Origin of the sequence: Acidovorax sp. 59 (assembly GCF_002754175.1) — a bacterium.
Lineage (GTDB): Bacteria > Pseudomonadota > Gammaproteobacteria > Burkholderiales > Burkholderiaceae_C > Acidovorax > Acidovorax delafieldii.
In genome coordinates this window covers 1,687,620-1,700,848 of sequence record NZ_PEET01000001.1, presented here as the reverse complement: position 1 = coordinate 1,700,848, position 13,229 = coordinate 1,687,620, and the positions used below count along the sequence as shown (strand labels likewise).

Below are 13,229 nucleotides of genomic sequence, written 5' to 3'. Positions count from 1 at the left end.
CGCCCCTTGAAGGAGACACACCCATGAATCAACCCACCTACATTCTCGGCGGCTACCAGACCGACTTCGCCACCGCTTGGTCGCGTCAGGGACTGGACATTTCGGACATGATGCGCGAGGCCACGCTGGGTGCTATCAGCGCGGCGGGCCTCGACGCCAGCGCGATTGAAAGCATCCACGTCGGCAACGCGTTTGGTGAATTGCAGCGCCAGCAGGCCCATCTGGGCGCCATGGTGGCGCAGGTAGTCCCTGAGCTGTGGGGTGTACCCGCCATGCGCCACGAAGGAGCCTGCGCCTCATCATCCCTGGCCATCCTGGCGGCCATGGCCGAAATCGAAGCAGGCCGCTACGACTGCGTGCTGGTGCTGGGCGCCGAGGAGCAAAAAAATCTGCCGGGCAACGCGTCCTCCATCAACCAGAACGCCGCAGGCTGGCAAGGGCATGAGGGAATTGAATGCACGTTCATGTGGCCAGCGGCCTTTGGACGGGTGGCGCAGGAGTACGAGCGCCGCTACGGCCTGGATCGCCGCCACCTCAACCGCATCGCCGAAATCAACTACAGCAACGCCCGGCGTAATCCGCTGGCGCAAACGCGCAAGTGGCAATTTGACGCACTGAGCTTCACCGACGACGACCAGGCCAATCCCCTGATCGAACCCGGCACCCGCCGCCAGGATTGTGGGCAGATCACCGATGGGGCCTGCGCTGTGGTTCTGGCATCACCCCGGTTTGCACAAGCCCACGCGCAACGCACGGGACAGACGCTGGACGGCCTTGCGCGCATCAGTGGCTGGGGCCACCGCAACGCAGGCCTGCGATTGCTCGACAAGTTTCAACGCAGCCAGGAAATGCCCTACGTATTCCCCCACCTCCGACAGACTTTGGAAGACGCCTGGCGTCGCGCCAACGTACCTGGTGTGGGCGCCCTGGATGGTATTGAGACCCATGACTGCTTCACGACCACCGAGTACGTGGCAATAGATCACTTCGGTCTCACCGCCCCGGGTGAAAGCTGGCGGGCGGTGGAAGAGGGAGTCATAGCGCCGGGTGGAAGCTGCCCCATCAACATGAGCGGCGGATTGATCGGTTGCGGTCACCCCGTAGGCGCCACTGGCAGCCGCATGCTGCTCGACGCGGCGCGGCAGGTCACAGGGCAGGCGAAGGACTGCCAGATTGAGGGCGCCCGACGCATACAAACGCTCAACATTGGCGGCTCATTCGGCACCGTGGTGAGCTTCGTCGTGGAGCGTTAGCCCCCTGTGGGGGCCACACCGCACCGCGCTACCTGCGATTGGTGCTGTGTGAATGTCAGCTGTGCTTGTTAAGACTGCGCTTTGGCAGAGCTCCATTCAAAGGGATGCAGCTCCTCCTTCAACTGCGCCCCCAACTCACGTCGCCTCTGCACAGGCATGCGGGAGTTGATGGCTGCGATGCTGATGCCTGCAAAGCTGTTGCTGGAGAGGCGAAATGCGCACCCCACCCCGGCGGTCTCCTCGGTCTTCAGGTCGCGCATCTCGACAAATCCCGTCTTGCGCGCTTCCCGAAGGAATCCCCCGAGCTTATCGAGCGTCACCCCCCACGAAAGGTACTCGCTAGCATGCCGACCGTAGATGTCTGCCACCTCCGCATCGTCCAATCGGGCGAGGATACCCAAGCCTACCGAGCTCACACCCAGCAGGCGGCGCGAGCCAGGCTCGATGACAAAGGCCTTGACGGGGTAGGTTCCTTCTTCGCGGTGCAAGCACAGCGAGTGATCTCCGCTGCGCACGATCAAAAAGACCGTGTCACCGGTCTGCCGCGCCACACGTTGCATCACAGGCCGGAAACGCTCTACCACCGGTGCCATCCCCGCAGACACAAGCCCCAGTTGCATGGCCTCCAGTCCCAAGCGATAGAGCTTGGTCGGGTGGGCCCGCTCCACAAAACCCTCCTCGATCAAACAGGCCAAAAGACGATGCGCGGTAGAGCGGTCCTGCCCGGTCGCCTCTATCAACTGGGTCAGACGAATTCCCTGCGGGTGGTGGATCCCCACCTGCCTCAGAAGAGAAAGCACTTTGGAAGCGCTCTGCGCACCGGCAATCTTGGATTCAACTCTCATGTATTGAGAAAATTTAATGATATTGATTGAGTAGTGAGATTTTATATCTTTTAATTGGTATCGAGATAGAGGGCGCAGACCCTGAAACACAGAACCAACTGGAGACAAAAGATGTTGAAAAAATATGTGGGCAAATTGATACCGTCCCTCGCCCTAGGATGCGGAATGCTGTTTGCAATGACCGGCCATGCAGGGGCGCAGACAGGCGACTACCCCAACAGGACAATCAAAATCGTGGTGCCTTTTTCACCCGGCGGCGGGGGTGATGTGCTAGGAAGACTGCTGGCTAAAAAACTTGCGGACTCTGTCGCCCAGCCCGTGATCGTGGAAAACAAGCCGGGTGCCAGCAGCATCATTGCAAGTGACTTCGTCGCAAAGTCTGCTCCCGACGGCTACACCATCCTGCTCAACGTGCCGCTGCTGGTGCAAACGCCCAGCCTCTACAGCAAGTTGCCTTACGACCCTCAAGTCGATCTGATCCCAGTAACAGACCTAGTGACTTCGCCCTTGTGGTTTGCCGTGAATGCCACCGGTACTCCAGCCCGCAGCCTGAAAGAATATGTGGCCGCAGCCAAGGCCCGCCCCAGTGAGTACAACTATGCATCGATCGGCCCAGGTTCATCAGGACACCTCTTGGGCCACGCACTGAGCGAAGCCAACGGACTGACGATGACGCATGTCCCGTACAAGGGCAGCTCTCCAGCCATGCTTGCCTTGCTCGCCGGCGAAATCACCGCCGTGTTTCTGGACTACGTCACGCTCAAACCCCAACTGGAGTCCGGCAAAGTCCGGTTGCTGGCGGTCACAGGCTCAGCCCGGTCCGCGCTGACCCCCCAAGTACCAACCCTGGCTGAACTCGGCTATCCCGGATTCGAGGCCGACGTTTGGGGCGGTCTGTTTCTGCCGGGCAAAACGCCGCCGGCAGTGGTCAAGCGCCTTGAAAGCGAAGTCCAGAAGATCGTGCTGCAGCCGGACTTTCAGGCCAAGGCACGCGAGCTGGGCTATGTGCCTGGCGGCAAGCCGCAAGCCCAGTTCGCAGCCCAGGTACGTACTGATCAGGCGCGCTGGGGGCAAATGATCCGCAAAGCGGGCGTCAAGCTGGACTGAACACCCGAGGGTGGGACCCCCTACGACGGGTATGCCCTTCCTCTAGCCCCTGCACTTCACAACACGACAAAACAATGACCCATCTTTTCTCCCCTCGCTGGGTGCGCACTGCTCTTTTAGTGGCTGCGGGCCTGATGGCTTTTACCCAAACCTCGGCACAAGACTATCCAACCCGCGGCATACGCTGGGTCGTACCCTTTCCTGCGGGCGGCGGCACGGACTCCGTGACACGTCTTGTGACGACGAAGATGGCTGAAAGCTTGCGCCAGCCCATGGTGGTAGACAACAAGCCCGGTGCCAGCACCGTGATCGGCAACGACTTGGTGGCCAAGGCCGCACCGGATGGCCACACGCTACTGGTCAATATCCCCTTGCTGCTGCAAAGCAGTGCCCTGCTGTCCAAATTGCCGTACGACCCTCTGCGGGATCTTGTGCCAGTGACCACTCTGGTCAGTGCACCCCTTTGGCTGGCTGTGAGTACCGCACGGGTGCCTGGCACCACGCTTGCTGAATTCGTTGATCAGGCCAAGCGTGCCGCAACACCGCTGGAGTTCGCTTCGTTCGGCAATGGATCCACACCGCATCTCTACGGGTTCCGGCTGACGGAAGCCAGTGGAGTCAATCTGACTCACGTTCCCTACAAAGGTGGCGCCCCGGCTGTGCTGGCGCTGATGACTGGCGAGATCGCGATGATGTTCTCGGACTACGTCACTCTGCAGCCGCATCTGGCCTCCGGCAAGGTCAAGATCATTGCAGTCACAGGCCAACGCCGCTCCCGCCTCACCCCCCAAGTTCCCACGATGGCAGAACTCGGCTACACCGGTTTTGAAGCAGTGGGCTGGGGCGGTGTCTTCGCCCCCGCCAAAACCCCATCGCAAACCGTGCAGCAACTCGCTATGGCCATCTCTGCAGCGGTACGTGATCCGGTCGTGTCTGCCAAATTGAGTGAAATGGGCTATGAGCCGGGAGGCATGCCCACCGCTGAATTCGCCAGCCAGGTTCAGAGCGACCATGCCCTTTGGACCGGCCTGGTTCGTCGAGCGGGTGCTCGGCTCGACTGAGCACCGCAGTTCCTCTGCGCGCCCCAAGTGAGCCGACCACAGCGTTGGCCCACAGGCTTTCTCGCTTTCCCCCTGTGCTCTCAAAGAAGAACGGTGTACGCCGTTGGCATGGCTACGCCCATCTTTCCACCTCGCTTACTTTTTTAACTGGAGACCCATGAAATGAAAAAGAGTTTGATCACTTTGGCAGCCATCGCCGCTTCTTACAGCGCGTTCGCCCAGTCCTCCGTCACCTTGTTCGGTGTCGTAGACGCCACGCTAGCGGTAGGCCATGGCTCCGTGAGCAACAAGCAGCAACTGACAAACTCGGGCAATACCACCACCCGACTGGGATTCCGCGGCACGGAAGATCTTGGCGGAGGTCTGGCCGCTGGTTTTTGGCTGGAAGCGGGCTTCAGCAACGACGATGGACTTGGTCAAGCCACCAACACCAACAACCAGACCAGCGGGCTGACAACGGCTGGCGGCTTGACATTCAACCGACGATCAACCGTCAGTCTGAATGGAGCCTTCGGAGAGGTCCGTCTGGGTCGTGACTACACACCACATTTCTGGAACTATGTCTGGTTCGACCCCTTCACCTACAACGGCGTGGGCGCAAGTCAGATCGCCAACAACATTGGAGGGCGCACCAATGTGCGGGCCTCCAACAGCATCAGCTACTTCCTGCCTTCCGGCCTGGGCGGTTGGTATGGCCAACTCCAGCACTACCGTGGTGAGAATAACAGTGGTACCGCTACCTCCAGCGATGGGACTGGCTCAAGCGTACGCGTCGGGTACGCCAATGGGCCGCTGAACATCGCGGTGGCCACCTCGGTGACCCAGCTGGCAAGCGGTGACATCAAGACAACCAATGTAGGCGCAAGCTACGACCTCAAGGTCGTGAAGCTTTTTGGCATCGTAGACCAGGACAAAGTTTCGGCAGGCCCCACCGGCAAGGGTGTATTGGCAGGTCTGAGTGCGCCTGTGGGCGTCGGTGAAATCAGGGCTTCTTATTCCACCTACAAGGGCACCGCTCGCCTGCCTGACGCCAAGAGTAACAAGCTGTCCCTCGGCTACGTGCACAACCTGTCCAAACGCACCGCACTGTATGCAACGGCTGCGCATGTGAGCAACAAAAATGGCGCCTCGATTGCATTGAATGGGGCGACAACCGCTGCCAACCGCAGTTCCACGGGTTACGACTTGGGAATTCGCCACAGCTTCTGATTCACGCCAAACACATCAACAGCAGAGCCCGCAACATCCGTGACCCGTGGTGGAGGTCACGGACATCCGAAAGTCTTGCGCGCGAATGCAAACATGGTTCCAAGGTTTTGCCCCGGCGTCCGCGTCAGGGGCTTTTTTCTTTGCAGAAGCTGATGCGCTCCGATGGCGGCGATGTGACGTCAGGTAACTTACCAGCGCTTAAAGATGATTGGTGCCTTTGTCGCACTAGGCAGTTGAAGAAATGCCCAGCATGCCCCATTGCAACCCAGTCCAGCTTAGTTTTACGCCCTCAAGTGGCAACATCAAATCCAAATGCTTTGATATCCACGATATCCACCTGCCCCGCATCCAGAAACTGTTCGCCATATCGCAGGTAAACCCGCTCCCGCACAAACACCTCGAACAGGTCGGGGTCGATATGCCCGTTGTCTCGCATCCTGCACATGATGGCCAGCGCCTGCGACAGGGTCATGCCACTCTTGTAGGGCCTGTCTGCGGCCGTCAACGCCTCAAAGATGTCGGCAATGCCCATCATGCGGGCCTGCAGCGACATCTGCTGGCGCGTGAGGCCACGCGGATAGCCCTTGCCGTCCATGCGTTCGTGGTGGCCCCCAGCGTATTCGGGCACGTTTTGGAGGTGGCGCGGCCAGGGCAGCGTCTCCAGCATCTTGATGGTGGCAACGATGTGGTAGTTGATGGTGTCGCGCTCGGCCTGGTTCAACGTTCCGGACCGGATGGTGAGGTTCTCCACCTCCTCCCCCGTCAAAAAGCTCGTTTGCACACCCTGCGGGTTGCGCCAGTGGCGCATGGCGGCGATGTCGCGCACGCGCTGCTGGTCTTCGGGGCGCATGGCCTCGGTGCCGGTGTTGCTGCGGCGCAGAAACTCGCGGTCTTCCTCCAGCGCATGGATCTCGTGCTGCAGGGCCTGCAGCTCCTGGCCTTCAGCCCGCGCGTCCACCACCGGACGCAGCGCCAGCTGGCGGCGCAGCGCGGCCAGTTCGGCATCGCGCTTGAGCACTTCAAACCGCGTGTCCACCAGGCCGATACGGTCGTAGATGGTCTGCAGCTTGGTGGCCTTGTCCACCACGTGCACAGGCGTGGTGATCTTGCCGCAGTCGTGCAGCAGGCCCGCCATCTTGAGCTCGTAGCGGTCGCGGTCGCTCATCTTGAACGCGGCCAACGGCCCTTCGCGCGTGGCATCCACGGCCTCGGCCAGCATCATGGTGAGCGCGGGCACGCGCTGGCAGTGGCCGCCGGTATAGGGCGATTTTTCGTCGATGGCCAGGTTGATGAGGTTCACGAACGACTCGAACAGGCGTTCGAGCTGCGTGATGAGCAGCCGGTTGGTCAACGCAATGGCCGCCTGCGAGGCCAGCGACTCGGCGAGGCTCTGGTCGGCTTGCGAGAAGGTGATGACCTCGCCCGTGTCCGGGTCGCGCGCATTGATGAGCTGCAGCACGCCGATAAGTTCGAGGTCGTGGTTCTTCATCGGCACTGTGAGGAACGACTGCGACCGGTAGCCCGTGCGCTGGTCAAACGCGCGCGTGCCCGAAAAATCAAACCCTGCCGCGCTGTAGGCGTCGGCAATGTTCACCGTGCGGTCGTGGATGGCCGCGTGGGCCGCCACCAGCGAATCATTGGGCCCGCCGTCGGCCGTGCGCAACGGTAACAGCGGCAGGTCGATGGGTTTGCCCGTGGTGCCCCCCAGGTTGATGCCCAGCGAGTCGGTGCGCAATATCTCGAACTTGAGCGCCGACTGGTCTTCCGTCACGCTGTAGAGCGTGCCGCCGTCGGCTCCGGTGATGGTCTTGGCGGCCTCCAGGATGTTCTCCAGCAGCCGGTCGATGTCCCGCTCGCGCGAGAGCGCAGCGCCGATGCCATTGAGCTGCTCCAGCCGACGGAACAGATTGAGAGTGGATTCCTTGCTCATGCGACCACCTTGCAAGCAGCGTTGGTAACCCCGCATCGTAACGAAAGGTGACAGCTATCATCCCCCTTCCTGTTTCAAAAACGCCTTTTTCGTGGACTCGGTCACACCCCGCTATCTCACCGCCGCGCTTTATCAGTTCGTGGACCTGCCAGACTTTGCCGCCCTGCGCGAGCCCCTGCAGTCCCTGTGCGACGCGAACGGCGTGCGCGGCATGCTGTTGCTGGCGCCCGAGGGCGTCAACGGCACCATTGCGGGCGAACCACAGGGCGTGCATGCGGTGTTGGCCTGGCTGCGCAGCGATGCGCGCTTTGCCGCCCTGCAGCACAAGGAGGCGCTGGCCGAGCGCATGCCCTTCTACCGCATGCGCGTGCGCCTCAAGCGCGAGATCGTCACCCTGGGCGTGCCAGGCCTGAACCCCGCGCGCAACGCCGGCACCTATGTGAAGCCCGAAGACTGGAACGCCCTCATCGACGACCCGGGCGTGGTGGTGGTGGACACGCGCAATGACTACGAGGTGGGCATTGGCACGTTTGAGCGCGCCATCAACCCGCACACGCGGACCTTTGCAGAGTTTCCGGCCTGGGTGGCACAGCAATCGCAGCCTGGCGGCGTATTGGCTGGCAAGCCCCGCGTGGCCATGTTCTGCACGGGCGGCATCCGCTGCGAAAAGTCCACCGCGTTCCTCAAGTCGCAAGGCTTTGACGAGGTGTACCACCTGGAAGGCGGCATCCTCAAGTACCTGGAAACCGTGCCCGAAGAATCCAGCCGCTGGCACGGCGACTGCTTTGTGTTCGACGAACGCGTGTCCGTAGGCCATGGCCTCGCGCCGGGCCACCACCAGCTGTGCCGATCCTGCCGCATGCCGCTGGGCGAAGCCGAACTGCAGTCGCCACACTACGTGCCCGGTGTGAGCTGCCCGTATTGCCACGGCACCCGCACACCCGAGCAGGAACGCGCCCTGGCCGAGCGCGAGCGGCAGATGCAGCTGGCCCGGCAGCGTGGGCAAGAGCACATCGGCGCGCAGCAACCCTGCAGCCCCACACGCGCTGTGGCCAAGCACGCGGAGGACGATGGCATGGATGGCACAACATGACCGCGCTGCCCGTCCTGTACTCGTTCCGCCGCTGCCCCTATGCCATGCGCGCCCGCCTGGCCCTGGCCGTGAGCGGCCAGGTTTGCGAACTGCGCGAGGTGGTGCTCAAAAGCAAGCCTCAGGGGTTGCTGCAGGCATCGCCCAAGGGCACGGTGCCCGTGCTGGTGTTGCCCAGCAGCCAGGTGCTGGAGCAGAGCCTGGACATCATGCTGTGGGCGCTGCGACACCACGACCCTGAAGGCTGGCTCACCCCCTGCCATGGCAGCCTGGAGGACATGCTCGCGCTGATAGCCGAATGCGATGGCCCGTTCAAGCAGGCGCTGGACCGGTGCAAGTACCCCAGCAGATACCCGGACGCTGACATGGACGCGGAACACGCCCAAGCCGTGGCCTGGTTGGGTGCGCTGGAGGCCCGTCTCTCACCACATCAGCCTTACCTGTTCGGCACCCATGCGGCCCTGGCCGACATGGCGATTGCGCCTTTTGTGCGGCAGTTTGCAGGCATTGATGCCGACTGGTGGACCGCACAGCCGTGGCCCCGCCTGCAGGCCTGGCTGGCGCAATGGCAGGCCAGTCCGCTGTTTGGCCAGGTGATGCCCAAACTGCCCCCATGGGTTGACGGTACACAAGGCGTACCGTTCCCGCATGGCACCGGTATGCCAGGCTGAAGCTGTCGCACTGGACCGCTTGAGATCGGTGCTTTGGGTACCATCTCTTCTACAAAACACCATGCTCCGTGACGCTAGAGGTTGTCACGGAGCAACCCCTCTTCGCTTCATGCAAAGCACAGCCTCCTCAGGGCTTTACCGCGCAGAGCCACCTCCAAGCCACCCCATCGACCCTGTAGCCCCTGCATGAAAATCATCGATGAAATGTTGAACCTGGACCTGCTCACCCACGAGCAGCACCTGCAAATCAGTGCATGGATCGCGCGCTCCGCGTCGCCGGAAGAGATATTGCAAATGCCTGCGCCACTGTGGCAGGCCGTAGAACGCGCCAGTCAGACCATGGGCATCAACGAAGACCTTTTGCGTCCTCCTTCGCTGGACGCAGGGGACATGGTGCTTAGATAGCCAACCTTGTGCGCTTTCATGCGACCAGGTGGGACTGCGCTCGGAGCAGGAACACCGGCGCTGGCAGCCCTTCCCATAACGAAAAAGGCGCTCCCTGGAGCGCCTTTTTCATGCAAGCCCATGCCTCACAAGCATCAAGCCATCGAATAACCAGAGCCTCGCTTGTTGCCACCCTTCAGCGCCCGCAACAGCACAGCCAGCAGCACCAAGCCAAACCCCACGAAGCAGATGAACGACCAGTTGGCGATCGAGCCACCCAGGAAGGTCCAGTCGATCGCAGTGCAATCGCCCGAGCCCCGGAAGATCATGGGGATGGCGCGGCTGATGGGGTAGTTTTCGATCATGCCGTAGAAGTCACGGCCGCAGGTAGCGATCTCCGGCGGGTACCACTGCAGCCAGCTCTGGCGAGCCGCCACAAAGGCGCCAAACCCGGCAGTGATCACGGCCAGCACCGCCCAGCTCATCCACCAGCCCCGATTGCCTCGCGCACTCGCCAGGGCCGTGAATACAGCAACACCAATCAGCGCGTAGCGCTGCACGATGCACATGGGGCAAGGCTCCAGGCCCACCACATGCTGCAGGTACATGCCAAACGCCAGCATCGCCACACAGGCCACGCTGATCAGCGCCAGCACGCGACGCGGGGCCTGATCAATCCAGTTCAACACCATCATTCTTGTCCCTCGAAACCGCAGGTTACCCAGAGAGGCCTCGAAGGAGAAGCAACTCAGATACCGGCGGCGTGATCCAGAAAAACGCGGGCGCGGCGTGGTGTCACCACCAGCGTCTCACCCTCCTTGAAACCCATGTCCTTGAACTGCTGCGCAGGGATCTGCGCTTCGATCAGGGATTCTGGGGACGCATTGTCCGCTGGTTTGTGATCGTCGGTCGGAATAAGTTCCAGGCGCGCAATGGGGCCCACCACAATGGCGCGGCTCAGCTGGGCCACGATGCCACGGGGACGGCCTTCGGCGTCCAGGCCCGCGCCGGGGGAGTAGCGCTCCACGTCTAGGTCGTGCGGACGCACATAGGCAAAGGCCTTGGCGTTCTGCGCCGCCTGGTGCTCGGGCGAGTCGAGCTGCATGCCGTCCAGGTGCACCAGGCCTTCATGGGCGCGGCCGTGGAACAGGTTCACGTCGCCCAAAAAGCCGTACACAAACGGGCTGGCAGGCTGGTCCCACACCTGCTGGGGCGAGCCGCTTTGCTCGATCTTGCCCTGGTTGATCACCACCACGCGGTCCGCGACTTCCAGGGCTTCTTCCTGGTCGTGGGTCACGAAGATGCTGGTCACGTGCAACTCGTCGTGCAGGCGGCGCAGCCAGCGACGCAGCTCCTTGCGCACCTTGGCGTCCAGCGCGCCGAAGGGTTCGTCGAGCAGCAGCACCTTGGGCTCCACCGCCAGCGCACGAGCCAGCGCAATGCGTTGGCGCTGGCCGCCCGACAGCTGCGAGGGGTAGCGCTCGGCCAGCCAGTCCAGCTGCACCAGCTTGAGCAGGTCCATGACCTTTTTCTTGATCTGTGCTTCGCTGGGGCGCTCGCTGCGGGGCTTCACGCGCAGGCCAAAAGCCACGTTCTCGAACACCGTCATGTGGCGGAACAGCGCGTAGTGCTGGAACACGAAGCCCACGTTGCGCTCGCGCACATGCACGTCGGTGGTGTCCTCGCCGCTGAAATGGATGGTGCCCACATCGGCCGTCTCCAGCCCGGCAATGATGCGCAACAGCGTGGTCTTGCCGCAGCCCGAGGGGCCGAGCAGCGCAATGAGTTCGCCGGACTGGATGTCCAGGCTCACATCGCGCAGCGCCTGGAAGTCGCCGAACTGCTTGCTGACGTTACGGATTTCAATGCTCATGTTCTGTTTTCCTTCACACGCCAGCGGGCGCGGGGCGCTCGGGCGGCAATTCGGCGGCGGCCTTCAGGGCCTGTTCGTTGCGGTGCTCGGCAATGGTCTTGATGACCAGGGTGACCAGCGCCAGCAAAGCCAGCAACGATGCAGCAGCAAACGCAGCCACGGACTGGTACTCGTTATAGAGAATTTCGACGTGCAGCGGGATCGTGTTGGTCTGCCCACGGATGTGGCCCGACACCACCGACACGGCACCAAACTCGCCCATGGCCCGCGCGTTGCACAAGATCACGCCGTACAGCAGGCCCCACTTGATGTTGGGCAAGGTCACGTACCAGAAGGTCTGCCAGCCGCTCGCGCCCAGCACGATGGCGGCCTGCTCCTCGTCATTGCCCTGTGCCTGCATCAGTGGGATGAGCTCGCGGGCGATGAACGGAAAGGTCACAAACACGGTGGCCAGCACGATGCCGGGCACGGCAAAGATGATCTTGATGTCATGCGCCTGCAGCCACGGACCAAACCAGCCTTGCGCGCCAAACATCAGCACATAGATCAGGCCCGCCACCACGGGCGACACCGAGAACGGCAGGTCCACCAGCGTGGTCAAGAAGGCCTTGCCCTTGAACTCGTACTTGGCAATGCACCACGCGGCTGCCACGCCGAACACGAGGTTCAGCGGCACGGCAATCAGCGCAGTGATCAGCGTGAGCTTGATGGCCGACCAGGCATCGGGCTCGCGCAGGCCCTCCAGGTAGGCGCCAAAGCCCTTGCGCAGCGCCTCTGCAAACACGGCGGCCAGTGGCAACACCAGGAACAGCAGCATGAAAGCCAAGGCGATGGCGATCAGCGTGTAGCGGACCCAGGGCGCTTCTGTCGTGCCCGCCTGGGCGCGGCGAATGGTTCGGGAGTTGTTGCCGCTCATGCTGGTGCCCCCGCGTGGCGGCGCTGCCAGGCTTGCAGCGCGTTGATGATGAGCAGCAGGATGAAGGAGATGACCAGCATCACCACGGCCACGGCGGTGGCGCCTGCGTAGTCGTACTGCTCCAACTTGCCGATGATGATGAGCGGCGTGATCTCGGACACCATGGGCATATTGCCCGCGATGAAGATCACCGAGCCGTATTCACCCACGGCCCGCGCAAACGCCATGGCAAAGCCGGTGAGCAGCGCGGGCGTGATGGAGGGCAGGATGACCTTGGTGAAGGTCTGCAGGCGTGTGGCGCCCAGACAGGTGGCGGCCTCTTCCAGTTCCTTCTCGGCGTCTTCCAGCACTGGTTGTACGGTACGCACCACAAACGGCAGGCCAATAAAGATCAGTGCAATCACGATACCTGCGGGCTTGAACGCAAGCTGGATGCCCATAGGCTCCAGAATGCTGCCGACCCAGCCATTGCCCGCCAGCAAGGCTGTGAGCGAGATGCCTGCCACGGCCGTGGGCAGCGCAAACGGCAGGTCCACCAGCGCATCCACAATCTTCTTGCCCGGAAACTTGTAGCGCACCAGCACCCAGGCGATTAGCAGGCCAAACACCAGGTTGACCAGCGCCGCGATGAACGATGCGCCAAAGGTCAGCCGGTACGACGCCAGCACGCGCGGCGCACTGATGGCCGCCCAGAACTGGTCCCAGGTGAGCGTGAAGGTCTTGAAGATCAGTGCCGACAGCGGGATCAGCACGATGATGCTCAAGTAGAAAAGGGTGTAGCCCAGTGACAGCCCGAAGCCGGGCAGCACGCGCTTGGGCGCGCGCCGTCCGGCCGGGGCTGCGGCCACAGCGGTCGCAGTGGTCATAGATGCAGTGGTGAGTCGGGAAAA

General features: G+C 62.2%; 13 protein-coding genes. 7 read left to right on the top strand and 6 right to left on the bottom strand.

Translation table 11 applies throughout. The features are described 5' to 3' along the window. The first annotated feature begins 23 nt into the window (after positions 1–23). Complete coding sequence (locus CLU87_RS07675; protein WP_099730053.1) at positions 24–1,253, top strand: acetyl-CoA acetyltransferase; 1,230 nt, start codon at positions 24–26, stop codon at positions 1,251–1,253. A 68-nt stretch (positions 1,254–1,321) separates the two neighbouring features. Here CLU87_RS07675 and CLU87_RS07670 read toward each other — a convergent pair whose 3' ends face one another. Next, positions 1,322–2,098 carry an IclR family transcriptional regulator gene (locus tag CLU87_RS07670; protein WP_099730052.1) on the bottom strand — a complete coding sequence of 259 codons (777 nt, stop codon included), beginning with the start codon at positions 2,096–2,098 and terminating at the stop codon, positions 1,322–1,324. A 111-nt stretch (positions 2,099–2,209) separates the two neighbouring features. Between CLU87_RS07670 and CLU87_RS07665 the strand changes: the two genes are divergently transcribed. The 3 genes from CLU87_RS07665 to CLU87_RS07655 all read left to right on the top strand — a co-directional run bounded on the left by CLU87_RS07665 (position 2,210) and on the right by CLU87_RS07655 (position 5,475). Then, positions 2,210–3,205, top strand: a complete 996-nt coding sequence (locus tag CLU87_RS07665; RefSeq protein WP_099730051.1) for a tripartite tricarboxylate transporter substrate binding protein — start codon at positions 2,210–2,212, stop codon at positions 3,203–3,205. A 74-nt stretch (positions 3,206–3,279) separates the two neighbouring features. Continuing rightward, on the top strand, positions 3,280–4,266 hold the full coding sequence (locus tag CLU87_RS07660; protein ID WP_099730050.1) for a tripartite tricarboxylate transporter substrate binding protein: 987 nt from the start codon (positions 3,280–3,282) through the stop codon (positions 4,264–4,266). Between the two features lie 162 nt (positions 4,267–4,428). Next, positions 4,429–5,475 carry a porin gene (locus tag CLU87_RS07655; protein WP_099730049.1) on the top strand — a complete coding sequence of 349 codons (1,047 nt, stop codon included), beginning with the start codon at positions 4,429–4,431 and terminating at the stop codon, positions 5,473–5,475. Positions 5,476–5,764: 289 nt separating this feature from the next. Here the strand turns inward: CLU87_RS07655 and CLU87_RS07650 are convergent, their stop codons facing one another. After that, positions 5,765–7,405, bottom strand: coding sequence for an HD family phosphohydrolase (locus tag CLU87_RS07650; RefSeq protein WP_099730048.1), 1,641 nt, complete (start codon positions 7,403–7,405; stop codon positions 5,765–5,767). Between the two features lie 91 nt (positions 7,406–7,496). Here CLU87_RS07650 and CLU87_RS07645 point away from each other — a divergent pair, with 91 nt between their 5' ends. The 3 genes from CLU87_RS07645 (at position 7,497) to CLU87_RS07635 (ending at position 9,571) form a co-directional block, all read left to right on the top strand. Beyond that, entirely contained in the window at positions 7,497–8,498 is a 1,002-nt protein-coding gene (locus CLU87_RS07645; RefSeq protein WP_099730047.1) for a rhodanese-related sulfurtransferase, read from the top strand. Continuing rightward, positions 8,495–9,166, top strand: coding sequence for a glutathione S-transferase (locus CLU87_RS07640; protein ID WP_099730046.1), 672 nt, complete (start codon positions 8,495–8,497; stop codon positions 9,164–9,166). Before CLU87_RS07645 ends, CLU87_RS07640 begins: the two co-directional genes overlap by 4 nt. A gap of 186 nt (positions 9,167–9,352) precedes the next feature. After that, positions 9,353–9,571, top strand: a complete 219-nt coding sequence (locus CLU87_RS07635; RefSeq protein ID WP_099730045.1) for a hypothetical protein — start codon at positions 9,353–9,355, stop codon at positions 9,569–9,571. A 134-nt stretch (positions 9,572–9,705) separates the two neighbouring features. On the opposite strand, the gene CLU87_RS07630 is transcribed toward CLU87_RS07635, so the two are convergent. Genes CLU87_RS07630 through cysT form a run of 4 tightly spaced genes read right to left on the bottom strand, consistent with a single transcriptional unit; the run spans position 9,706 to position 13,205 of the window. Beyond that, on the bottom strand, positions 9,706–10,242 hold the full coding sequence (locus tag CLU87_RS07630; protein WP_099732090.1) for a disulfide bond formation protein B: 537 nt from the start codon (positions 10,240–10,242) through the stop codon (positions 9,706–9,708). Positions 10,243–10,298: 56 nt separating this feature from the next. Beyond that, a complete protein-coding gene (locus CLU87_RS07625; protein WP_099730044.1) occupies positions 10,299–11,423 on the bottom strand; it encodes a sulfate/molybdate ABC transporter ATP-binding protein in 1,125 nt (374 codons plus the stop codon). A 13-nt stretch (positions 11,424–11,436) separates the two neighbouring features. After that, positions 11,437–12,339 carry a sulfate ABC transporter permease subunit CysW gene (gene cysW, locus CLU87_RS07620; protein WP_056746212.1) on the bottom strand — a complete coding sequence of 301 codons (903 nt, stop codon included), beginning with the start codon at positions 12,337–12,339 and terminating at the stop codon, positions 11,437–11,439. Then, positions 12,336–13,205: a sulfate ABC transporter permease subunit CysT gene (gene cysT / locus CLU87_RS07615; RefSeq protein ID WP_056067629.1), complete on the bottom strand. Its 870-nt coding sequence runs from the start codon at positions 13,203–13,205 to the stop codon at positions 12,336–12,338. The genes cysW and cysT overlap by 4 nt, the downstream gene beginning before the upstream one ends. Positions 13,206–13,229: the final 24 nt, after the last annotated feature.

Coding starts and splice junctions, on each gene's coding strand:
- CLU87_RS07675 (WP_099730053.1), top strand. CDS start 24: ATGAATCAACCCACCTACATTCTCGGCGGCTACCAGACCGACTTCGCC.
- CLU87_RS07670 (WP_099730052.1), bottom strand. CDS start 2,098: ATGAGAGTTGAATCCAAGATTGCCGGTGCGCAGAGCGCTTCCAAAGTG.
- CLU87_RS07665 (WP_099730051.1), top strand. CDS start 2,210: ATGTTGAAAAAATATGTGGGCAAATTGATACCGTCCCTCGCCCTAGGA.
- CLU87_RS07660 (WP_099730050.1), top strand. CDS start 3,280: ATGACCCATCTTTTCTCCCCTCGCTGGGTGCGCACTGCTCTTTTAGTG.
- CLU87_RS07655 (WP_099730049.1), top strand. CDS start 4,429: ATGAAAAAGAGTTTGATCACTTTGGCAGCCATCGCCGCTTCTTACAGC.
- CLU87_RS07650 (WP_099730048.1), bottom strand. CDS start 7,405: ATGAGCAAGGAATCCACTCTCAATCTGTTCCGTCGGCTGGAGCAGCTC.
- CLU87_RS07640 (WP_099730046.1), top strand. CDS start 8,495: ATGACCGCGCTGCCCGTCCTGTACTCGTTCCGCCGCTGCCCCTATGCC.
- CLU87_RS07635 (WP_099730045.1), top strand. CDS start 9,353: ATGAAAATCATCGATGAAATGTTGAACCTGGACCTGCTCACCCACGAG.
- CLU87_RS07630 (WP_099732090.1), bottom strand. CDS start 10,242: ATGGTGTTGAACTGGATTGATCAGGCCCCGCGTCGCGTGCTGGCGCTG.
- CLU87_RS07625 (WP_099730044.1), bottom strand. CDS start 11,423: ATGAGCATTGAAATCCGTAACGTCAGCAAGCAGTTCGGCGACTTCCAG.
- cysW (WP_056746212.1), bottom strand. CDS start 12,339: ATGAGCGGCAACAACTCCCGAACCATTCGCCGCGCCCAGGCGGGCACG.
- cysT (WP_056067629.1), bottom strand. CDS start 13,205: ATGACCACTGCGACCGCTGTGGCCGCAGCCCCGGCCGGACGGCGCGCG.